Annotated in this window: 23 protein-coding genes and 2 tRNA genes; all 25 read right to left on the bottom strand. The window is 48.5% G+C overall.

Going from position 1 to position 23,053, the window contains the following annotated elements:
• Positions 1–97 precede the first annotated feature (97 nt).
• The gene (locus tag ACY69O_RS04045; RefSeq protein WP_462332187.1) at positions 98–1,105 is read right to left on the bottom strand and encodes a hypothetical protein; all 1,008 of its coding nucleotides are present in this window, start codon (positions 1,103–1,105) and stop codon (positions 98–100) included.
• 231 nt (positions 1,106–1,336) lie between these two features.
• A tRNA-Arg gene (locus tag ACY69O_RS04050) sits at positions 1,337–1,413 on the bottom strand.
• Between the two features lie 7 nt (positions 1,414–1,420).
• Positions 1,421–1,497: transfer RNA gene (locus ACY69O_RS04055), tRNA-Pro, on the bottom strand.
• A gap of 57 nt (positions 1,498–1,554) precedes the next feature.
• Positions 1,555–2,811 (bottom strand): hypothetical protein, encoded by a 1,257-nt coding sequence (locus tag ACY69O_RS04060; RefSeq protein WP_462332188.1) that lies wholly within the window; start codon positions 2,809–2,811, stop codon positions 1,555–1,557.
• Between the two features lie 18 nt (positions 2,812–2,829).
• Positions 2,830–3,156: a hypothetical protein gene (locus tag ACY69O_RS04065; RefSeq protein ID WP_462332189.1), complete on the bottom strand. Its 327-nt coding sequence runs from the start codon at positions 3,154–3,156 to the stop codon at positions 2,830–2,832.
• A 27-nt stretch (positions 3,157–3,183) separates the two neighbouring features.
• A complete protein-coding gene (locus ACY69O_RS04070; protein ID WP_462332190.1) occupies positions 3,184–4,851 on the bottom strand; it encodes a DUF342 domain-containing protein in 1,668 nt (555 codons plus the stop codon).
• Positions 4,852–4,965: 114 nt separating this feature from the next.
• Positions 4,966–5,721, bottom strand: a complete 756-nt coding sequence (locus tag ACY69O_RS04075; RefSeq protein ID WP_462332191.1) for a FliA/WhiG family RNA polymerase sigma factor — start codon at positions 5,719–5,721, stop codon at positions 4,966–4,968.
• A 46-nt stretch (positions 5,722–5,767) separates the two neighbouring features.
• Positions 5,768–6,295 (bottom strand): hypothetical protein, encoded by a 528-nt coding sequence (locus tag ACY69O_RS04080; RefSeq protein WP_462332192.1) that lies wholly within the window; start codon positions 6,293–6,295, stop codon positions 5,768–5,770.
• Positions 6,296–6,781 (bottom strand): chemotaxis protein CheD, encoded by a 486-nt coding sequence (locus tag ACY69O_RS04085; protein WP_462332193.1) that lies wholly within the window; start codon positions 6,779–6,781, stop codon positions 6,296–6,298.
• Positions 6,782–6,784: 3 nt separating this feature from the next.
• Positions 6,785–7,399: a chemotaxis protein CheC gene (locus ACY69O_RS04090; RefSeq protein ID WP_462332194.1), complete on the bottom strand. Its 615-nt coding sequence runs from the start codon at positions 7,397–7,399 to the stop codon at positions 6,785–6,787.
• Between the two features lie 30 nt (positions 7,400–7,429).
• The gene (locus ACY69O_RS04095; RefSeq protein ID WP_462332195.1) at positions 7,430–7,888 is read right to left on the bottom strand and encodes a chemotaxis protein CheW; all 459 of its coding nucleotides are present in this window, start codon (positions 7,886–7,888) and stop codon (positions 7,430–7,432) included.
• Between the two features lie 17 nt (positions 7,889–7,905).
• Positions 7,906–9,990 (bottom strand): chemotaxis protein CheA, encoded by a 2,085-nt coding sequence (locus tag ACY69O_RS04100; RefSeq protein WP_462332196.1) that lies wholly within the window; start codon positions 9,988–9,990, stop codon positions 7,906–7,908.
• A gap of 23 nt (positions 9,991–10,013) precedes the next feature.
• Entirely contained in the window at positions 10,014–11,159 is a 1,146-nt protein-coding gene (locus ACY69O_RS04105; protein WP_462332197.1) for a protein-glutamate methylesterase/protein-glutamine glutaminase, read from the bottom strand.
• Positions 11,156–11,851, bottom strand: a complete 696-nt coding sequence (locus tag ACY69O_RS04110; protein WP_462332198.1) for a flagellar brake protein — start codon at positions 11,849–11,851, stop codon at positions 11,156–11,158. The genes ACY69O_RS04105 and ACY69O_RS04110 overlap by 4 nt, the downstream gene beginning before the upstream one ends.
• A gap of 15 nt (positions 11,852–11,866) precedes the next feature.
• Entirely contained in the window at positions 11,867–13,090 is a 1,224-nt protein-coding gene (locus ACY69O_RS04115) for a MinD/ParA family protein (RefSeq protein ID WP_462332199.1), read from the bottom strand.
• Positions 13,091–13,096: 6 nt separating this feature from the next.
• Entirely contained in the window at positions 13,097–14,758 is a 1,662-nt protein-coding gene (locus tag ACY69O_RS04120; RefSeq protein ID WP_462332200.1) for a flagellar biosynthesis protein FlhF, read from the bottom strand.
• The gene (gene flhA, locus ACY69O_RS04125) at positions 14,759–16,822 is read right to left on the bottom strand and encodes a flagellar biosynthesis protein FlhA (RefSeq protein WP_462332201.1); all 2,064 of its coding nucleotides are present in this window, start codon (positions 16,820–16,822) and stop codon (positions 14,759–14,761) included. It lies immediately after the preceding gene.
• A 50-nt stretch (positions 16,823–16,872) separates the two neighbouring features.
• Complete coding sequence (gene flhB / locus ACY69O_RS04130; protein ID WP_462332202.1) at positions 16,873–17,997, bottom strand: flagellar biosynthesis protein FlhB; 1,125 nt, start codon at positions 17,995–17,997, stop codon at positions 16,873–16,875.
• Positions 17,954–18,736 (bottom strand): flagellar biosynthetic protein FliR, encoded by a 783-nt coding sequence (gene fliR, locus ACY69O_RS04135; protein WP_462332203.1) that lies wholly within the window; start codon positions 18,734–18,736, stop codon positions 17,954–17,956. Before fliR ends, flhB begins: the two co-directional genes overlap by 44 nt.
• 16 nt (positions 18,737–18,752) lie before the next feature.
• The gene (gene fliQ, locus ACY69O_RS04140) at positions 18,753–19,022 is read right to left on the bottom strand and encodes a flagellar biosynthesis protein FliQ (RefSeq protein ID WP_462332204.1); all 270 of its coding nucleotides are present in this window, start codon (positions 19,020–19,022) and stop codon (positions 18,753–18,755) included.
• An 11-nt stretch (positions 19,023–19,033) separates the two neighbouring features.
• Positions 19,034–19,735: a flagellar type III secretion system pore protein FliP gene (gene fliP / locus ACY69O_RS04145; protein ID WP_462332225.1), complete on the bottom strand. Its 702-nt coding sequence runs from the start codon at positions 19,733–19,735 to the stop codon at positions 19,034–19,036.
• A gap of 74 nt (positions 19,736–19,809) precedes the next feature.
• Positions 19,810–20,313, bottom strand: a complete 504-nt coding sequence (fliO, locus tag ACY69O_RS04150; protein ID WP_462332205.1) for a flagellar biosynthetic protein FliO — start codon at positions 20,311–20,313, stop codon at positions 19,810–19,812.
• Between the two features lie 35 nt (positions 20,314–20,348).
• Positions 20,349–20,711, bottom strand: coding sequence for a response regulator (locus ACY69O_RS04155; RefSeq protein WP_462332206.1), 363 nt, complete (start codon positions 20,709–20,711; stop codon positions 20,349–20,351).
• Positions 20,712–20,804: 93 nt separating this feature from the next.
• On the bottom strand, positions 20,805–22,040 hold the full coding sequence (gene fliY / locus ACY69O_RS04160) for a flagellar motor switch phosphatase FliY (RefSeq protein ID WP_462332207.1): 1,236 nt from the start codon (positions 22,038–22,040) through the stop codon (positions 20,805–20,807).
• On the bottom strand, positions 22,033–23,037 hold the full coding sequence (fliM, locus tag ACY69O_RS04165) for a flagellar motor switch protein FliM (protein ID WP_462332208.1): 1,005 nt from the start codon (positions 23,035–23,037) through the stop codon (positions 22,033–22,035). Before fliM ends, fliY begins: the two co-directional genes overlap by 8 nt.
• Positions 23,038–23,053 lie beyond the last annotated feature (16 nt).

Consider the following 23,053-nt stretch of genomic DNA (forward strand, 5'->3'; position numbering starts at 1 on the left):
ATCTGTAGCATTCAACTGCTTCAAAATCATTCCGAAGTCAAACAAGGCAGCCTGCTGGCTGCCCGGTTTTGAATTTTTCGCTTGTCTGATACACCACTTAAAGCCCTGCAGTTTTACTGTCCGTTGCTCCCGCCATCCCCAGATAAATATCACACGCGGCAGCCAGCCTGTGAGCCTCTGCCTTGTCGGGCTCCATGCGGTATCCTTTTTCCACATCTGCTGTATCTTCAGGAAGCTCTTCATATTCCTTAGATTGAAGAAACTTCATGTACTCGTCCTGCAGGGCGCGGATAATAAGCATCTGTGTCGGCGGCATATCCATTCCCGAATTTTCCGCAGCATCCAACGCCGCCAGCAATACCCCTGTGCTGACCGCAGAGTTCTTGTTTTCATTGAATATACGCTCTGCTGTATTTTCAAGTTTCTGTTCAGCGGTCCGGTTCTCCTGCGCGGCATCTGTACCGTTCACAGTATTCCCGGCAGCCATACCATCATGCTCTGCGTCGCACGCAACGGTCATGTTCTGGGACGGCTGCCCTTCCGCACCGATATTTTCCGTATCCATTGATGCCGCGCCGCCTGTGTTAAGCGCAGCACCTGCAGTTCCGGCTGCGGATCCTCCCGCTGACGGAGCAGCTCCGTTCATGGCAGCGCCCGCTGCTGCCGCATCTGCCATAGCCGCCTGCGACTCTACCTTCATACCTGCACGCAGAAGCGCCATTCGCACCTCAGCCTTCGTCTTGCAGTGTTTCAGGTCACGCTCAAGCTCTTCGCGCGCAGACTGGATTACTTTCGCCTTCTCGTAAAGCGCAGGCTCTTTTTCTCTCAGATGATTGAGCTCCTGTGCCGAAAGCTTCTTGCCCTGTTTCAATTTCTGCTTGATAGAGCTTGTCTTGGCCTTGTCAGCCATAGACCTTGTTGTCTTTTTCGTCCCACTGAGCTCCTGCGTCCCAATCTTTGTAATAATGGACGAAAAAGACTGCCTGCGATTCAAATCAACGGTCTGTCCTGTGCTGATTTTCGTCTTAGCCATGCGTTTAAGCTTCCATTGCTTCGCATAGCTCCCAATAGTACCGATTCCTTCGAACATTTTAATTACCTCCATGCTGTTCCCGCGGATATCCCTTTCCGCTTCCATCGGTCATGCAGTCTGCCTCCATGCAGCCTGCCCCAAAGCTATAATATTGTCTTAACCTGACACCATTATAGCATAAATATTGTTATATCTCTATTGTTTAAGATTTCACTGTTCATAAAGACATATTTTATCCTCTGTTAACTAATGTCACACATACAAAAAAGACTCCGGGATAATCCCGAAGTCTCTGATTTCAAATGGTGCGACAGGAGGGATTCGAACCCCCGACCCACGGCTTAGAAGGCCGTTGCTCTATCCAACTGAGCTACTATCGCAAAAAAATGGTCGGAGCAGCGTGATTCGAACACGCGACCCCCTGGTCCCAAGCCAGGTGCGCTACCAAACTGCGCTATGCCCCGATAACAAGCAATATTATAGCGTTCGGAGCCTGGCTTGTCAATATTTTTTATTGTTAGTTAAGCGTTTTTCGTGCTGTCCCTGCTCATTTCCATCTGCTTTATAAGCTCGACGGCACCTCGCCCGAGATGAACTTCACGGGCAACTTCCTCAACGCTTTTCCCTTCTGCCAGCAGCTCACGGGCCCGTTCTGAAGCACCGCCGCCATGAAGCTGAATTGCTTCCTCCACAGCCTGACGATCTTTTTCCTCCTGCTCGGCGTTATCCTGTTTTTCCTCAGCTTCCTGCGGTTCCTGTGCTTCTGCTTCATCAGCCTCCTGCACAGTATCCGCTGTCTCCATAGCAGAATTTTTCAATGATGCCGCAAGGTCATAGGACGTATCAGTTTTATGTTCCTCCTCAACGGGAGCATACTGCCCGGCTGTCGGCTGCGCAGCCGCCACAGGAGCAAACACCTGTTGAGGCTGTGCCTCCATCTGTTGGCTCTGCATCATTGGTTGCCGTGTCTGTGCATCCATTTGTGGGCTCTGCATCATCGGCTGCTGTGGCATCATTTGAGGTGGCTGCATCTGCTGAACCACTCTCTGCGGAATCTGCTGACGAGGTTCCGCTGCAAAATCTGCCTCAGGCATGGGCTGCATCTCTTCCGCAGGCTCAATCACAGTAGCCGCTTCCACATCAGCCGCTTCTTCAGGAGTAAGCGGAAGTCCTACCACATCGGCAACACTTGGCGATACAAATACTTCCGGATCCATTTCATACCCCGGGTGCGTGGCTCTGGCACGCTGCTCATAGCCATCAGTGCTGTCGGTAAATGTCATAGATTCCTCAAGCATATCCGCAAAAGGCTGATGTTCTCCATGTTCACCGGGTATTCCCTGCGGTGCAGCCTGGGCCAAAGGCATATGTCTTAATTCCACGCCCGAAACAGGATGCTGCACGTACGCATCCTGTCTGTTGTGCTCTATGAGTCCTGACTGCGCGGCAGCGCGCCTTACCGGCTCCGCTTCAGTTCTTTTCAGAAGCCGCTGATATGACTCCTCAAGCTGTATTAATTTTCCTTCCAGTTCATGAGAACGCTGATCCGCTTCCGCAACGAGATGTTCGAGCCGTTCAATATGCAGTCCCATTCTGGAAATGATTTGGTCTGCTGAATGCTGAAGCTCATATCTGAGCTTAGCGGAAGCTTCCTCCGCATCATCAAAATGACTGTGCTGAGTTTCCCCCGTAAGGAGTTTCAGCCAGTCATTTCTTCGGAGCACAACAAGCACCAAGGCCCCCATTATTATAAAAAAACCTAAAATCTCCGTAGACATCCACCTGTCCTCTATCCATTAAAATGAAATATCAATATTATGTCCGCGGTACATATCCACCGCCATACGCTCCTGAGGAGCATCTTCTTCTTCCTGGGAACCCTGGCGGCCGCTGCCCTGGTAACCGCCCTGACCGTTGTGATGGTCAGGATCGTCTTTAATTTTTCCGTCCTCAGCTTCGTCCTTTTTCTGCACCGTTTCCATTTTCATCTGCATTTCTGCTTTATCACGGAGCTCGGCAAAGCTCTGCTGAACGTTTACCTGCTGATTAAGGTTATGCTGCACCTGCGCCGCATCATTGGCACGCGGCACAATCATCTGCAGACTCATCGGGCTGACATCCATCTTCCTCACTCTTTCTCTTGACTATGGTTAATACGGCCCTGCCTTGATTTCATCATCCTCAACTGAGAGTGTACAATGCTGTTCCTCAGTCTGAATATTTTTCATGATAGAGTTGATGATTATTTTCGTACCCGGATACATTTTATCTGCTACACGAATACGTCCGACGCGCATTTGAGCAATCTCTGCCTCAAGCTCATGGATAAGTTTTTCATCACGCTCTATTTTCCCTGCCAATGGGAACTGCGAACGTGTCATTTGACTGATCTGTGCCGCGCGTTCAGGTGGCAGCTTTGATACGTCAATCTTGCCCAGTGTATTAAGCGCCTTTGTAAGCTGTGACAGTTTCTTTTTATTCTCTGCATATTGCTTGCATGTTTCCTGATACCGCCGCTGAAGCATCGGATTGACTCCGACAACAAGCTTGGTCGCTACAAAAAGCGTATTTCCTATAGTCTTTGCACGAATTTCTTCACCTGCTGCCAGATAGCCGCCTGTAACAAGCCCGCGCTTGCCTTCGACTGCGAGCACTTTTCCTGCACGCAGGTCGGAATGAAGTGCAACATCAGTGATGTATATACCACCGCCGGCCTCAATTTTCGCATTCTCGACAAATGCCGCCCGCACTTCCTCTTCTGCACGCACTTCGCCGCGGTTCATGCCCTGCACACCGCCTGCAATGTAAACATTGTAGCCCTGCACGACGCCGCCGCTGACCATACCCTTTATATTTATATCTCCTGTTGCTTTTACAACAAATCCCTGAAGGACACTTCCGCCGATGTCTACTGCGCCGACGAAATCAATATTTCCGGTGCCTACACCCACATCACCCTGAATCGTAAGCTTCGGATCAACGGAAATTTTGCTTCCTTCATCAACAATCTGTCCCTCAATCAGGGAAACGACAAGGTTATCCTCACGGACTTCCGTATTCTTGCCTGCAGGTACCGGTTTTGGTTTGCCCGGTTTCGGGCGTATCTCATCACCAAAAATATTTGTTCCCGGAACGCCCTGTGTATGTGGAATGCGCTCTGCGAGAACCTGTCCTTTTTTTGCAAGCACGAAAAGGTTCATGTTTTTATAATCGACCTGATCGTATTTATTGACTGCCGGTCTGCCCTTATCCGCAAGGCTGAAATTCTTGACAATCTTTGCATCTGCACCGTTTTCGGGTGGAACGCCCTTTGCGGCCGTAAACTCCGAGCCGTGATCCAAACCGTTTCGAATGGCATCTCTGTCGATACCGAAGGTTATTCTGCGCTCAGCAAGAGCTGCAAGTATAGCTTCCTCTGTCGGAGGCTTCTTTGCAGCATCGCGGTCTATGTGAATCTTTGCCGTCATGCGGTCTTTCGAGACGTCTACGGAAAAGGTCATGGTTTCCCTATCGTCAGCTTCCTGAACCTTTTCCTCTACCATGACGTTTTCCCGTTTTTCCCCCTCAATAGGAGTCACAAAACGTTCTGCCAGACGGCATGGAACACCGTCAGCGGTACGTACAGTACGGGCAAGAAGTTCTATATCATAATCTGCAACGCCATAGTCCTTCAAAATCTGCCTCATATCCGAGAGTTCGAATAAAATTCCGCTGTCGGTATTCGGATACACGGTCAGATAAACACCATCCGACTTAAATTCGAACAAATAGCCGGCTGATTCGCCTCCAACCTCTGAGATCTTTTCATTCTCATCCATGATGTATCCTCCTCGTTTTATATTCATAAACGCACAAGAATATGCTCCATTGAATATATAATGTCTTAGGGTTTAGAGTTTATCTCCGAAAAACTCTCCTTAAGCTTATTTATCTCAATCGACCAGGGTATCCTTTGTCCGTGCCAGAAAACCGCGCAGACGGAAAATAGCTTTCGTATGCAGCTGGCAGACGCGGGCTTCTGAAAGATGCAGGACAAGGCTGATTTCCTTCATCGTAAGTTCTTCATAATAATACAAAGAGACCACCTGCTTTTCCTTTTCCGGAAGCCTATGGATGGCCTTTGCTAGCGTTTCCTGGAGCTCGAGCTTTTCAAGGTTCGCACCGGGACAGTCCGAATCCTCCTGTATTGTTTCTGCATGCAGATAGTCGTCCAGCGGAATAATTGTTGCAACATTCATTTGCGATACGGTTTTATTCAATTCATCTATGGTAATCCCCATCGCATCCGCTATCTCTTCATCGGAAGCATTATGCCCCAAGGAATTCTCAAGCTCTCGAACAGTGTTTTCATATTTTTTTATTTTTGCGCGTACCGACGTCGGTACCCAGTCCTTGGAGCGGAGATAATCAAGCATTGCTCCGCGTATACGCACCGATGCGTACGTTTCAAATTTATTCTTTCTGTCAGGTTCATAGCGCTCGACCGCATCAAGAAGCCCAAAAAAACCGCTGCTTATGAGGTCATCACGATCTACATGCGGAGGCAGGCTGATAGCCAGACGTCCCGCTATGATATTCACCAGATTCATATAGGACTCAACAATCCGGTCTCTGGCTTCTTTTGAATGATCCTTCTTAAAAGACAACCAAAGGGAGTCGATGGTGCTTAGTTCTTCTAAACCTCCCAAAACGACTCCCCCTTTCATGGCCTGTTATATACCGAGTATTTTCTCATCATTCTGCTGTATGCACATGCTCAATAGAATCATCAAGCGGAGCAAACGAAGACTGCTCCTCTCTTTCCTGCATTTCATGTGCTTCCTCCCTGGAGTTATCAGGTGCTTCTGTCTCCTGATCAGCAGCTTTCTGTGCATCAGAAGCCTTTACGGAATCATCCGAAAGCCCCTCCTCCGGCTCACTGAGCCAAGCCTTCTGAAGCTCATGATTATGACTTACATAAAGCGGTATTCCTACATCGTCCAGCCACAAAAGGGCCAAAAATACAATTCCGCCGGCAAGGAAAAAACCAACCATAGAACGCATAGCGATAACTTCCAGCAAACGTTCCGAATGTATGCCGGAGATTATAATAACCGCAGCTGCCGAAACTGCAGAAACAAGAGCAATTCCAACCTTGAATCGGACATCCTCTTCATTGAAGTACTGCTCCATCTCTTTCAATCTGTCTTTTGGCGGCTCCAGTTTCGGTTTCGCACCAATCCCGGCCTCCCCCTTCGCCGAAGTAGTACTGATTTCGCTCACTTAAATCTCCTTCTCGCCTTTTACCATCGTTTTAACTGTATATACCCCGTTTTCCAGATTAATCTGTACGGTACGTCCATAGTTTTCTCCGGTATCTTCTGCGATAAGCTTAATGCCGAGCGATTTTAACTGCTCTTTGACAGCTTCTGCATTTCTTGCGCCTACACGCATGATGTCCGTTGCTTTTGCGAACGCAAACATCTGTGCTCCGCCTGCCATTTTTGCAACCAAACGGCTGCGGGATGCACCCAGTGCAAGAACATCCTTAAGGAGCAGAGGCACACCGGTATCAGCGAACTTCGCAGGATTCTCGCTGGCGCGAGACTGCGTGCTGTCCGGAAGCATAATGTGCAGAAGACCGCCTACTTTTGCCTGTGGGTCATATAGCGACACTCCGATACAGGAACCGAGCCCATAGCTTATAATCGTTGCGGGAGCACGGCCGACCTTGTAATCGGCCATGCCGACTTTAATAAGATCTGCCATAATTTACACTCCTACTGCTGTCAAAATCGTGTCCAAGGAACCCGGATCAGGCACAAGGAAGAAGTGCCCCTTGATTCCCTCCTCATCAGTGGTAAATTCAGTCTCTATAACCAATGCATGGTCACCCATCTGGCCAAGCTGTATGAGGACAACATTCAAAATAGCTCCTGCCATGTCCATTGCCAGTGCCGGAATTGAAGGAAGAAGAGAAAGTTTTGTCAGATTGAACAATGCATTGAGGTAAGCACCGGCAAGAATGTTGCCGATTTCCATCAAAGCAGATTCATCTAAAAAATCAAGATTTTGAGTCTCTCCCCGTTTCTTTCCCATGAGCATGTCAACAAGATAAAACGCACTTTCCGCAGGCAGCAGGAACAGAATGTTGCCCGGCGCCTGCCCGTAAACACGCAGGAACACGCCTACTACCATAGCCTCAGGGCCTCCGACCAGGTCAGGGACTTCTCCCAGAGGTACAATAGATACTTCCGGCACATTCATGTCTATGCGGTGATTAATAATCTGCGAAAGCGCTGTCGCTGAGTTGCCTGCACCGACATTGCCAATCTCACGCAGTGCATCCATCTGCGTAGGAGTTAACTGCATAATATCGTCTGGCATATTCTGCCTCCTCTCTTCCGTTATGGGCTGTTATTCTTCCTGCAGCCCGATAATCGCATCCAGATTCAGCATTATAATCAGACGGTCATCTTCTTTGCCGATACCTGTTATAAAACGATTGGTTTCATTGTCAACTACCTTTGCGGCATCAATGTGCGCTGTATCAAGAGTAATAACCTCTGTTACAGCATCAACAATCATACCGACTTCAATATCGTCACTGCGAACAATAACGATACGTGTATCCTCTGTGTACGGAGTATTCTGGAGACCTAAACGTTTCTTAAGGTCGATAACAGGAAGAACGCTTCCGCGAAGATTGATAACGCCTTTGATAAAATCAGACGCAAACGGAACACGCGTGATATCCGTAAGACCCTTGATTTCCTTTACGTTCAGAATATTAAAACCATACTCCTCATCGCGGAGCTTAAAAGCGACAACCTGAACCTCATTCTCAACCTGAACATTATTCTCTGGTGTAGCCATCTTTAGGACTCCTTTCCTCACATCAATGCGCTGACATCAAGAATCAGCGCTACACGGCCATCGCCGAGTACCGTCGCACCGGAAATGACTTTAAGACCTGCAAGCAGCTTACCGAGCGTTTTAATAACGATTTCCTGCTGTCCGATAAGATTGTCGACCACAATGCCGGCTTTGCGTTCGCCAAGGTGTACGACAACAACGAAAATGTCATCGTTCTTTTCGCCTTCCTGTACCGGAACATTGAGGATATTGCCAAGACGGATGATAGGAATGATCTGTCCGCGGAGGACGATGACCTCTTTATTCTGAACCGTCTTGATGTCTTCCTGTTTAATATTAATCGTACTGTCGATGGATCCAAGAGGAATTGCATACATTTCTTCCTGAACCTTGACAAGCAGAGCCTGAATAATAGCGAGCGTAAGCGGAAGCTTAATCTTGAATACGCTGCCTTCATCAACCTTCGTTTCAACGTCTACGTGACCGCCAAGAGTTTCAATCTTGCTGCGGACAACGTCCATACCGACGCCGCGTCCGGAAATATCTGTAATCTGTTCTGCAGTGGAGAAGCCCGGCATGAAGATAAGACGGACAGCATCCGCATCGTTCAGGTTGTCTGCCTCTTCCTGGGTAACCATACCTTTTTCAACAGCCTTGCGGCGGATAACATCGGCATTGATACCCTTACCATCATCAGTGACCATGATGACAACATTATTGCCTTCATGACGCGCGATAAGTCCAACCTCACCGGCACGCGGTTTGCCTTTTGCTTCACGTTCATCAGGAAGCTCAACACCATGATCAAGAGAGTTTCTCAAAAGATGCATCAGCGGATCGCCGATCTCATCGATAACGGTACGGTCGAGCTCTGTTTCCTCACCCTCAATAGTAAGGTTGATTTCTTTCTCCAATTCCTTCGTGAGGTCACGGACCATACGCGGGAAACGGTTAAATACCTGTCCGACAGGGACCATGCGGACTTTCATAACGACCGTCTGCAAATCTGTCGTTACGCGGTCCATCTGCTCAAGCGTTTCAGTGAGCTCAGTAAGACGGTGCGTAATACCAATCTGCTCGAGACGAACCTTATTTATAACAAGCTCTCCAACAAGATTCAGCAGGTTATCAAGTTTGTCAATATCAACACGGACTGACTGACCGCCCTTAGCCGGTTTCTTTTCCGGTCCTTTTGCAGGAGCAGCTGCTTTCTTCGGTGCAGCCGCAGGAGCTGCTTTAGACGCAGCAGGTGCAGCGGGGGCTGCCGCCGCTGCAGCAGGTGCAGCCGCAGGAGTCGGAGTCTTTGTCGCTGCTTCCTGAGCCTTAAGCTCTTCAGCAACATCAGTGATTACTACCTTATCAACTTCTGAAATCGTCATGAGATTTTCTTCGATTGCCGAAGGCTCTGCATCCGTAACAAAAACGATATCAAAAGAATGCTCAAATTTCTCCTGCTCAAGATCCTCAGCAGGAGGAACAGATTTCACTACATCGCCGAGCTGATCCAGCGAATTCATGACCATATACGAACGTGCGGATTTTAATACGCAGCTTTCAGTGAGTGCTACATTGATGTGAAGCGCACGCATTCCGCTGTCAAGAGCCTGTTTGATAACGTCTTTGTCCGTATCGTCGTATTCAATCGACGGTGCAGCAGGCGCAGCCGCAGCAGCAGGTGCCGCAGCATCTTCAGCAGCAGGCGCTGCCGCAGGTGCAGCCTCACCCTTCACCATTGCACTGAGTTTAGCCGCGATCTCACTTACATCGACAACGTCCTCAGGTCCGCCCTCTCCAACGCTTTCAACCATCTGTTCAAGTGAATCTACGCATTTGAAAAGAGTATCGACAATATCCTCAGAAACCTTCAGCTGTTCCTTACGGAGCATATCAAGAAGGTTCTCCGTGTCATGCGTAAGTTCTGCTATTTTTGTATATCCCATAGTAGCGGACATGCCCTTAATGGTATGTGCGTTTCGGAAGATATCATTCAGGATAGACAAGTCCTCAGGATCGTTCTCCAATCCGAGCAACCCGTCATTCAGCGACTGCAAATGTTCACGTGATTCTTCCAAAAACATCTCCATGTACTGATTGGTGTCCATTTCTATTCCCCCTATTTCTGTCCTTAGTTTTTAACTGCTCTCACAATAGCCGGTGCTACTTCCTGAAGCGGAAGAACTTCATCTGCTATTCCCTGGTCTACAACAGCTTTCGGCATTCCGTAAACCACACAGGTACTTTCATGCTCGGCTATTATATAGCCTCCGGCCTGTTTGATTTCTTTCATACCGACAGCACCATCCTGCCCCATTCCGGTCAAAATGACCGAAACCACATCAGTCCCAAATTGGACTGCTGACTTGAATAAAACATCTGCCGCCGGACGAAGCGTTCCGAGAGGCGGGTCCTGATTGAGTACAATCTCACGTCCCTGTGAACATGGCATTACCGTCATATGATAATTTCCCGGCGCTATATAAACATGTCCTGCCTCTATGATATCATGATTTTCAGCTTCTTTCACGGAAATTTGGCAAATTTCGTTTAGCCTGTCCGACAATGATTTTGTAAATCCCGGAGGCATATGCTGAACAATCAAGACCCCGCACGGCAGATCCTTTGGAAGTCCTGCCACAACGGTTTGAAGCGCTTTCGGCCCACCTGTAGAAGTACCCAGCACAACTATCTTCTTTCTTGGGTCTGACCCGCTCGAAGGCCGCGGTACTGCAGCAGAAGTAATTGTAGGCCGTGCAGTCTGCGTAGGCATTGACTGCGCCTGTCTCGGTGTGAAGCAGGGCTTTCGCAGCGGAAAATCTGTTTTCCGTGAAGCCTCTTCTCTCTTCCCCGCCGAAACTATAGGACAAGTTCTCTTTTTAATTTTTACTGAGGCAGCTGCCCGGCACTTTGTCAGGATTTCCATCTCAATGGTGTCAATCGCTGATACCGATCCGCCGCTCTTATTAATAAAATCAACAGCTCCGAGGCTCAAAGCCCGGATTGTAGCGTCCGTTCCTTCCTTTGTCATGCTGCTGCACATGACTACCGGAAGCGGACACTCCTTCATGATAATCTCAAGTGCCTGAAGTCCGTCCATGACCGGCATGTTGACATCCAGTGTCAAGAGGTCAGGATTGTATTTCTTGACCTTCTCTATAGCGTCTTTACCGTTTCGCGCGGTATCGACGAGCTCAAAATCCGGCTGTTTCTTGAACATGTCGGACAGAACCATACGCATGAATGCGGAATCATCCGCTACAAGTACTCGAATCATGTTTCCTGCACCCCTGTCAAGTTAAGCCCCTTCGCAAGTTCTTTTCTTTGTAACTCAAAAATGAAGTGCACCAGACGATTTCGGATAGGACGTGTAAGATCGAGCATTCTCACACCAACCTGGTAAATTTTACGTTTCGGCTCGAGCTCTATTTCCGTGCATCTCTGCACAACTCCCATTACCTGAAGAGTCCCTATGTCAGGAAGATTATGCAGCTCCATGATGACCTGCCGCTCCAGCGGAACCTTCTTGTCTGAGACAAACGCCAGACCACTGCCGCTTAAATCAATAAGATTTGTCATCTTCGGCGGGTCAAATCCTCCCTCATCATTCATTATCTGAACCGAAAGGGGAAGGCTGACCTTTACACGAACAAATTGGCGGTTCTGGTAGCGCTGAAGTATCTCGGGTTTTGCAATCCACCAGCACGGGACGTTATTCAGCATCCCTTTCTTCTTGAAAACCGAGAAAAAGCGGAACTGGCTGTGCTCCAAAAGAACAGCACCGTACAGATGTGCACCGTCCGGCGGAATGATTGGAACCCTTTTTGAGTCCATAGGCATCGCAACAATCATTTCCGAGGACTGTATGTCTTCTATACGGCTCGAATAGGATTCGTCGCTGTCCATATAGAAGGAAAGCCTTTGTCCTATTTTTAGAATTTTTTCGGCTTTCTCTGTATCATTGTTCATGCTTCCCCTCCTTCCCTATTTACCGTTGGATTTCAACAGCTTCTGCAAAAAGCCTCTCCACCCAAGGTTAATGGATTTTTTTCCTCCATAAAGAATTCCCTGCGCGACCGCATGAACGCACCTTGCCGCAAGCGTATTCGGGTACGCAATCAAGAGAGGTGCCTGCTTTTTTACCGCGTTCATTACATTGCGGTCCTCGTATATATATCCAAGCGAAGGAAGACGCATTGACAGGAATCTTTCCGCTGTACGTCTCAGCTTCGCTGTAACATCCTGGCCTTCCCTTTCGTCATATATCCGGTTTACGACCAGCTTCATGTTTTTAACCCTCGCATGCGTGTTATATGCCTTCATAACCGCATACGCATCAGTCAAAGCTGTAGGTTCAGGAGTCGTAACAAGAACAACTTCATCTGCAGCCAAAATAAACTCAATTACATTTTGACCTAAACCAGCGCCTGTGTCAATCAAAATCACATCTGCAATGTCTCCGCAAGCACCAAGTTTTTCCAAAAGTATCTGTCTTTCGGCCGGTGTAAACTCAACAGCACGCTCAATTGCAGAGCCTCCGGAGATATAATTTACGCCGTATGGCCCGTGCACAATAACATCATCAAGCGTAATATCGTTCTGCAGAAGATGCATCAAATGATGTTTCGAAACAGTTCCCAGTACAACATCCACATTTGCCATTCCAAAATCAGCATCGATGACAAGCACCCGTTTGCCTTCCATACTCATCGCAATTGCAAGGTTTACGGTAAGATTTGTCTTACCGACACCGCCTTTGCCGCTTGTAACCGCAACAATACGTGCACCTTTATCATGTACCGCCTTTTGAAAATTCCGCTGTTCTACCCCTATTACATGGCTTGCTGCTGTCGGCTGTGCAAACGGCTGAGCAACATATGGAACACCCGGCTTCCGTGCAGTTATAGGAGAAACAGTTACTCCCGACTGCACAGCGGGCTGTGCATTTATCTTCTGCGGAGCCGTGCCTGAGGAATAACCCGAATATACCATGGGATTTCTCACCGGTTCACCTGATACACCGGAAGCCTGCTTTGGCTGCATCCAGTAGAACGGAGGCTGTGTGCCGGCTGCGGACGTACCCTGCTGTGAAGTCTGACGGCCGGTCTGATTTGGCTGCAAAAATACCTGCCCTGAGCTTTGTTTCGGAGCTTCATATTCAGTTTTGTCCTGTACAAGCTTTCGGAGGCTTGCCGCCTGATCATCCATATCGTTTTACCTCAGTAAAAGTTTTGCTAATGCTTCAGGTTTTGCCGGTTCAATATCATCCGGCACGCTCTGTCCGTTCGTCAGATACGAAAGGGCAACGCGGCGGTCATACAGAAGGTTGACAACAAATCCCATGCTGTCTGTCTCATCTGTCTTTGTGAAAATGACTCTGTCCGGCTTGCATATGGAGAAGCGGTCCATTATAGCTTCAGCATCCCGTTCTTTAGTCGTCGCACTCATTACGAGATGCTTTTCTATGGACGGGTCTACTGCCAGGAATTCCTTAAGCTCCTGCATCTGATAATCATTATTCTGACTGCGTCCTGCCGTGTCTATCAGAATAAGCTGTTTGCCTTTATGCTTTCTGAGTGCCGGCTTAAGCTCCGCTGCCGAGTAAACAATCTCAAGAGGAAGCCCTATTATATCTGAATATGTTTTTAGCTGATCGACCGCGGAAATACGATAAGTATCTGCCGTAATAAGTGCTACATTGACTCCGCGCTCGAGAACAAACCTCGCTGCAATCTTCGCGATTGTTGTCGTTTTTCCGACACCTGTCGTTCCGATAAGAGCTACAATCTTAGGCCGGCCATCTTTCAGACCGATACCGTCTCCTGTCTTTATTGAGGAATGAAGATACTCGCTGAGAGCTTTCATCGCCTCGTCAGAATCCTTTGGGGCAAGAAGGGCTGCCGGTGAAATCTTTCTGATTACATCCTGCATGACCTGCTCATTGAGAGCCTGCTCCTTGAGGGCATCCTGCAGCGTAACAATTTCATTCTCAGCATGCGTCTGGCCCATAACCTGTTTGAGCATGAGACGCATCTGCGCAAGCTCGTCTTCCAAAGCCTGTATCTTCTCTTCGCCCTTATCCACCTGGGGTTCCGGCTGCACAGCAGGCTTTGCTGCCTCCGGTTCAGGTTTGACAATATGCGGCTTGACCTCCTCCTGAGGTGCTGCCGCAGGTTCAGCTTCAAAGGGTACCGGAACAGGACCCTGCACAAATGCCTGCTGAACCGGCTCCTGCTGATACAACGGCTGTTCAGGCACTGCCGCATAATCCTGTGTATCATAAGCCACTGCAGATGCAGACTGAACCGGCATAGTGCGACCCACCGCACGAAGCGGACGAACCGGCTCTATGGGCTCCATATTACTCAATGTCCTTGTCTCCATAGAACGCGGTTCCATTGGAACAAATCCGACATTCTCTTCAGGAGCCATATATCCCATATCCATGTTCTTAGCAGAAGCCTGCGTCATATTGTCCATCAGCTCGGCTGAAGTACGTGCCAGAGAAACCCCCTCCGCTGTTCCTGCAGTCTTATACTGTGCAAGCACTTGACGCGGTGCCTGCTTTGACGTCATCTGAACAGCTGATACCGCGCGTGAATTTCTTGATGAACGCGAGGAGCGGGAAGAACGTGCCGGAGCTGCCGGGCGGATAGGCGCCTCAATTCTTGAAACCGTTGGAGCCTTTGCCTTCGATCTCTTTGGTGTATCTTCAAGAGCAGCGGTTACCTCGACTACCTCCTTGCTTCTGTATCCCAGGAACCCACCCTGACGATACCGCTTTGTATGAAGGATGACCGCATCACGCCCCATCTCATCTTTTACCATAGCCATTGCCTCTTTAAGGTCTGCGGCTTTAAATACTTTTACACGCAATTATACTTTCACCACCCCAAGAATCTGAAGCTCTACGCTCTGCTCAATCTCCGCATGAGAGAGAACGATGATGCCCTGTATTGAGCGTTCCACCAAATTATGGAAATACGGGCGGACCGCCGGACTCGTAAGAACGATTGGCTGATAGCCCATATTAGTAAGCTTTGTAAGCTCTGTGTTAAGCGCTGTAAGCAGTCTCTGCATGACATCCGGCTCCATGCTTACATAAGAACCGCGGTCGGTTCTCTGAACAGCGCCTGCAATGCGGTTCTCGATTGCAGGATCGAGCGTAATGCACGGAATGACATTGTTTTGCAGATTCTGCTGTGTAATCTGACGCGCCATGGCGTGACGGACATATTCGGTAAGAATATCCGTGTCCTTTGTAGCCCGTCCGTAATCTGCAAGCACTTCGAAAATAGTACCCATATCGCGGATAGAAATGCGTTCCCGCAAAAGATTGGACAATACCTTCTGGATCTCGCCTACATTCATAAGCTCCGGAATGACCTCGTCCACCAGAGACGGATTTGTCTTCTTGAGATTCTCCACAAGATCCTGTGTCTCCTTACGTCCGAGAATCTCGTCCGCATGAGCCTTAATAACCTCAGTGAGATGCGTAGCAAGAACGGATACCGCATCAACAACCGTATATCCATTGAGCTCTGCCTGCTCGCGCTGAGTTTCTGCAATCCAGAGTGCCGGAAGGCCGAAAGCCGGCTCCGTTGTCTCAATGCCGGGAACCTCTTCAAACACAGTTCCCGAATTCATTGCAAGATAATGATCCAGCATGAGCTCGCCTTTTGCTATTTCTATACCCTTCAGCTTGATTATGTAAGCATTTGGCTTAATTTGAATATTATCTCGTATACGGATGGTCGGAACAACGAGACCGAGTTCAAGAGCGCATTGCCGTCGAATCATAACGATACGCTCAAGAAGGTCACCGCCCTGCCCTGTATCTACCAGAGGAATCAAGCTGTAGCCGATTTCAAGCTCCATCGGATCAACCTGCAGCAGGGATACAATATTTTCCGGTTTGGTTGCTTCCTGCTTCTTCTTTTCCTGTTTCGCCGTCGTTGTTGTTTCTTCGGCCACTGCCTGCGACTTCTTCAGCGAATAGCCGATAAACGCCGAAATCAAGGAAAGACATGTAAACGGAATACCCGGAAGACCCGGAACAATTGCCATCAGAATCAGGACTCCGCTGACTATAAAGAACACACGGGAATTTCTGAACAGCTGATTTACAAGATCGCTTCCGAGATTTCCCTCGGATGCGGCACGGGTAACAATAATACCCGTCGCAGTTGAAATCATAAGCGCCGGAATCTGGTTGACCAGACCCTCACCGACGGTCAGCAGCGTATAATTCTGCAAAGCCTGTGTTACCGTCATGTTTCTCTGAACCATGCCGATAATAAAACCGCCGGTAATGTTTATGATAATGATTATGATAGCTGCGATCGCGTCTCCTTTTACGAACTTGGAAGCACCGTCCATAGCTCCGTAAAAATCCGCTTCACGCTGAATCTTCTCACGCCGCTTTCTTGCTTCGGCATCAGTGATAGCCCCCTGGTTCAGATCCGCGTCGATAGACATCTGCTTACCGGGCATAGCATCCAATGTGAAACGTGCCGATACCTCTGCAACACGCTCAGCACCCTTGGTGATAACAATAAACTGAATGATGATAAGGATTACGAACACAATAAAACCGACGACAGCATTACCTCCGACAACGAAATTGCCGAATGCAGTAATGACCTCGCCGGCGTATCCTTCCAGCAGAATAAGGCGCGTGGAAGAAACGTTCAGCGCCAGCCGGAAAAGTGTCGTTAAAAGCAACAGAGACGGAAATACCGAAAGATCCAGCGCCTCTACGTTATATATCGTTACAAGTACGATAGTAAGTGCCAAAGTGACATTGAGGCACAGCAGAAGATCAAGCAGCATTGTCGGGAGAGGAATAATCATCATCAATACAATGGTGATGATTGCTGCTGCAATAATAACATCACTATATCGTTGTATTAACCCTCCGGCCGTACCCTTCTCTGCCATAACTGTCGTTTTCTCCTCTTTTCAAACCCGCGGGCGCGGATTCAAAATCTTTATGCGTAACGGCGGTGCTTCAGGCGGTAAACATACGCCAGAACCTCCGCAACTGATTTATAAAGCTCCTTAGGGACCATATCTCCAATCTCTACGGAAGCGTACAGCGCACGTGCCAGCGGACGATTTTCAACAATCGTAACGCCTGCCTCGCGTGCCTTTTCTTTTATCTTCTTAGCTACATAATCCTGCCCCTTGGCCACAACCTGCGGAGCCTGCATTCCCTGCTCGTATTTCAGCGCAACCGCATAATGCGTCGGGTTTGTTACGATGACATCCGCCTTCGGGACCTCCTGCATCATACGTGACATTGCCATTTCACGCTGTTTGGAACGGATCTTACCCTTGATCTGCGGGTCACCTTCCATCTGCTTGAACTCTTCCTTGACTTCCTGCTTGCTCATCTTCAGAGACTGGAAATTATCCCATTTCTGATAAGCATAGTCGAAGCATGAAAGAATGAAGTAGACGCCTATGATTTTGAACGCCAGCAGAAATATTACATCCGCAATCTTAGGAAGGCTCGCTCCCAGGTCCAGATACAAAAGCTTAGGTATCTGCAGAATTTCGTCCTTCAGAAAGTTATAAACGAAGGAACCTATAATTGCTATCTTAAACAATGATTTCACAAGCTCAACAAGCGCTCTTTTTGAAAAAAGCCTGCCCATGCCGTTGATTGGATTCAGCTTGTCCAATTTGAATCCCAGCGGCTCCGTTGTGAAATTAATTCCTACCTGCATGAAATTGATAAAAAGGCCGATTGCCATGATAATTCCCATGATAGGGAACGCTGTTTTAGCGAGAATAATGATAATCCCGATAAAAAGCTGCATCACGGTCTCAGTATCAATGCTCTGATTCATATGACTGAAAATATACGTCATATAGTTGCATATTTCGTCATATACCGATGAGCCTAACATCTTTAATCCCCAAAAGCCTGCAAGCATTACAAACGCGCCGCTGAGCTCAGTGCTTCGGGGTATCTGTCCTTTTTTCCGTGCATCCGCCTGACGTTTCGCGGTAGGATCTTCTGTTTTTTCACCCGCGAAAAGCTGAAGGTCGAAGACAAACTTCCTGTCAAACTGCCCTAAGGACAAGGGAGATGTTTCCATACACTTCATTGAACAACACATCCAGGAATAAAACATAAAAAGGCACCACAATCGAAAGCATAAACAAACCGACAACAATCTGCAAAGGAACACCGACAACAAAAATATTAAGCTGCGGCATAGTCCTTGCAAGTATACCCAGTCCAACGTTAGTCAAAAGAATAGCGAAGGAAACAGGAAGAGCAATCTGCATGCCCGTTGTGAAAATACCTACTGTAAACCGTGTAATAAGCTCCGCAATGGAAGGGTCCGCTGACATTGACTGAAGCGGGACGCTCTGAAAGCTGCGTATCAGTGCCGTAAGAAGAACATGATGCCCATTTGTAACAAGAAAGACAATCACGCTCAGATTATAAAGAAAACTTCCGATAAGCGGAATCTGCTGACCGGAAGTTGGATCCATAACATTCACGATGGAAAAGCCTACCTGCATATCCATGACCTTACCGGCCATATGGATCGTCGCGAATGAAACGTAAGCCACAAAACCAATAAGCCAGCCGACGAATAACTCCTTAAGCACAAGCGCCGCATACCCTATGACCGTAGGCGGAACTGGCTGTGTTCCCGAAACAGCATCAACCGATGGGAACATCACAATAGAAATCACAAGAGCCGTACCGACACGGACATATTGCGGAATATTTATACTTCCAAGGAACGGAGCCATGATGAAAATTCCACTGATTCTCATCACTACAAGAAGAAACACAGCCGCGTGATTTTGAAGAATATCAAAAAAATCCACGATGTATTTCCTCCAATCATTTAAGATACAGCGGAATATTCGTAAATACACTCATAACATATTCCACCATAATCCGGAGCATCCATGGACCGAAAATCAAAATAGCCACAAAAACGGCGATAATTTTCGGAATAAAGGCGAGGGTCTGCTCCTGAATCGACGTCGTCGCCTGAAACACACTCACGCTCAGACCAACAAGGAGTCCAAGCCCCAGCATAGGCGCTGCGACCATCAGAACGACCATCAAAGCCTGCTGTCCAAGCTGAACAACCACATCTCCCGACATCGTTCCATCTCCTATTTAAAGCTGACAATGAGAGACTTAATCAAGAGATGCCACCCGTCAACCATGACGAAAAGCAAAATCTTGAACGGCATAGAAATCATGACCGGCGGAAGCATCATCATACCCATTGACATAAGCGTACTTGCCACAATCATGTCAATTACTATGAAGGGTATGTAAATCATAAAGCCAATCTGAAATGCCGTTTTAAGCTCACTTATAACATAAGCCGGAATCAACGTAAACGTTGACACATCATCCGGAGAATCCGGACGGGGTGCATCCGACAAATTAACGAAAAGTGCCAAATCCGATTCGCGCGTCTGCTTGAACATGAATTCACGCATAGGCGCAACCGTGTTTTGAAGCGCCTGCTCCTGTGAAATCTGCCCTGCGAGATACGGCTGAATCCCCTGCTCGTTGGCTTCGCTCCAGTAAGGAGACATTATGTAGAAGGTCAGGAACAGCGACAGCGCAATAACCACCTGGTTAGGCGGTACGTTCTGCGTGGAAAGCGCATTCCTCAAAAACCCAAGAACGACAACGATACGTATGAACGCTGTTGTCATCACAATGATAGACGGAGCCAGCGATAGAATCGTCAATACCGCGACGATCTGCAGTGTAGAAGCAACCTGCTGCGGATTATCCGCCGTTCCGACGTTTACATCAACGCTCGGAATAATCGGCGCTGCCTGCACCACAGGCAGCATCAGACAAAAAGAAAGCAGGACTCCCAGGCAAATGAGAGCCCGCTGTTTATTCATCACCGCTGCACAACCCCTTCTCATTTGCGATACGGTCCGTTCTTAAATATAGACGGAATCCGTTTTGCAAGCTGTTCCAGCGACCCAATCTGCGACGAAAACAAATCATCGGCAGACGGCATGCTTCCAAGCTGACGGCGATGCAGCCGCTCAATCTCATCTTCATCCGTTACTTCACGGAGAAGTGTTATCGAATGCTCGGTAACTCCCAGCATGAAGACACGTTCTGCAAGTTCAACCACACAGACGGAACGGTTCGGTCCCAGAGGAAGATGCGCGAGTATACGCCCTCCCTGCCCTTCAGAGGTTTGTGCAAAACGGCCGCTCAAAAAGCGGGACGCCATATAAGCCATGACCACGACAAACGCAAACACGGCAAAAAGGCTGAGAAGATACGCTATCGTCGACCACCACGAAACAGCGGTCGGACGGGGATCTGCCTCTGCATAGCCGGAAAGGTATCCGCTTCCGGCGGCATCGGCAGCTGCCGACACGTATCCCGTCAGCAGGAGGACCAACAGCAAGGCCAGTCCTGCGCACCGAAGCACACGTGCGTTCATCAACCTACAGCTTTGCGAACAGCCTCGAGGACGCGGTCTGCCTGGAACGGCTTAACGATAAAGTCGCGGGCACCTGCCTGAATAGCCTCGATAACCATTGCCTGCTGACCCATAGCGCTGCACATAACGATTTTAGCGTTCGGGTCAATCTTCTTGATTTCTTTAACTGCGCTGATACCATCCATTTCCGGCATGGTGATATCCATCGTAGTAAGATCCGGTTTGAGCTCCTGGTACTTCTCAACAGCTTTTGCGCCGTTCTCAGCTTCACCAACAACCTCATAACCGTTCTTGGAAAGAATATCCTTAACCATCATGCGCATGAATGCCGCATCATCTACAACTAAGACTCTAACTGCCATGTTTCATCTCTCCTCATCTTTGCATTGTAAAAATGGCCTAATTCTACTTGTTAACATTATATAAAATATAAAGGAATTTCTCAAGAAAAACAATCACTGCAGACGGGCTGCACGCTCTTCAGGACTTACGATATCCGTTATGCGGACACCGAAGTTTTCGTCGATAACAACGACCTCACCCTTTGCCAAGAGCTTCCCGTTGACCTGAATGTCTACCGGTTCGCCGGCAAGCTTATCCAGTTCGACGATAGAGCCGTTTGTAAGCTCAAGAATCTCCTTAATTGACTTTTTCGTACGGCCAAGCTCAACCGTAACCTGAAGCGCAACATCGAGAATAAGTCCGATGTTCGCATCGTTGACCTGAACCGGAGCAGTAGCCAGAGGTGTAAACTGTACCGGCTGCACAGGAACTCCCTGTGCAATAGCCTGTCCATACGAAGGCATAGGAGCCTGCATCATAGGCGCTGCCTGTGGAGCAGGTGCCATTGGAGGCGGTGCTGCTGCCATCGGAGGCGGAGCTGCCGGAGCTGCCGGCGGCGGTGGCGGAGCCGCAGGTGCGGGTGCCGGTGCCGGAGGCGGTGCTGCTACCTCTTCCTCAGCCTTACTGCTGTTCATGAGGCTTTCAACCATTTCCCTTGCGATATCGAGCGGAAGAATCTGCATAATCTGGCTGTCGATGAGTCCATCAACCTCCATGCGGAAAGAAATCTTCGCAACAATATCATCCCCGCCAACAATCTCCGTTACCTTATCCTCGGAGCCGAGGTCGATAAGATTTACCTTCGGTGGAGAAATATCAATCTTCTTATTGAACATCGTCGACAGAGACGTGGAAACAGAACCCATCATCTGATTCATTGCCTCTCCGACAGCGCTCATATGAATCTCATTGAGGTCTTCAGGCGGATTTGTTCCATCGCCGCCCATCATGAGATCTGCGATAATGCACGCATCCTGCGCCTGAATGGCAAGAATATTATTTCCGTCAATACCAATCGTGTACCCGACCTCAACAATGAGATAAGGCAGCGGATATGTATTGCGGATAGAATTCATTGTGTCGACAGATACCGTCGGCGTAGTAATCGAAACCTTATGACCAAGCAGCACAGAAAGCGTTGTTGCAGCACTGCCCATGGAAATGTTGCCGATCTCGCCGAGCGCATCCTTCTCCATGTCGGACAAGGGGCTGCCCAGGTCCGGAGCCGCTGCACCATCAGCAGCGGGTTCCGCTGCATCAGCCGCAGGTGCGCTGTCTGCCGGTGGAGCTGCACCGCCGCCGTTAAGCAGGGCATCAATCTCCTCCTGCGAAATCATATCATCACTCATCTGTATCTTCATCTCCCTCTGGAGCTACTCGCGTAATCTGTACGGCAGCTCTTTTTCCGAATGTACCCGGCCTGCAGAAGAACTTTCTCCTCTTGCCGATAAGGCACGACAGTTCATCTTTGACCTTCGTATCAAGCTGGAGAACATCTCCATATCCGAGTGTAAGGAACTCCCGAATGGATATTTCTATTGACCCAAGCTCTACTACGAAAGGCACCTTCGTTTTGGCTATCTTCTTTTGCAATATTTCAACCTGCTCCGGGTGGTTCTCCTTAGAAACGGAGGACGCTACCCAGAAGGTCGTTGTCAATTTCGACATAATCGGTTCGAGAACAAGATACGGGATACAAATATTCATGAATCCCTCGACCTCGCCAATCGTTATCTTCAGAGTGATGATGACAACCATATCACTCGGTGGAACAATTTGAACGAATGCCGGATTTGCCTCCATAACCTCGAGACGCGGTGTTATATGTACCACGTTCGCCCATGCTTCACGGAAATGTTCAATGGCTTTCGCAAAAGTTCTTCGAATAACCGCTTCTTCTATTTCCGTCAGCGTACGAGGCTTAATCGTGTTCGCTCCCGTTCCGCCAAACACACGGTCAATAATGGAAAACGCAATGCTCGTATTGAGCTCCATGATTATGTTGCCCTTAAGAGGCGGAACCGCCAGGACTCCGATAACGCTCGGATTTCCCAATGATTGAATAAATTCCTGATAGGTAAGCTGTTCTACAGAAGCGACCTCTATATCTACCAGACTTCGAAGGTTAGTTGACAGATAAGTGTTCAGCATGCGGCCGAAATTCTCATGCAGCATCTGCAATGTACGAATCTGGTCCTTCGAGAACTTATCAGGACGTTTGAAGTCATATGTTTTGACTTTTTTCTGCTGTTCTTCTGCCTTAACTTCGTCTGCGGAAACATCACCGCTTGAAATTGCAGACAGAAGCTTATCTATCTCAGATTGAGACAGTACGTCATCTGCCAATCTTCACCCTCCTTCC

It is taken from the genome of Schwartzia sp. (in: firmicutes) (assembly GCF_978017985.1).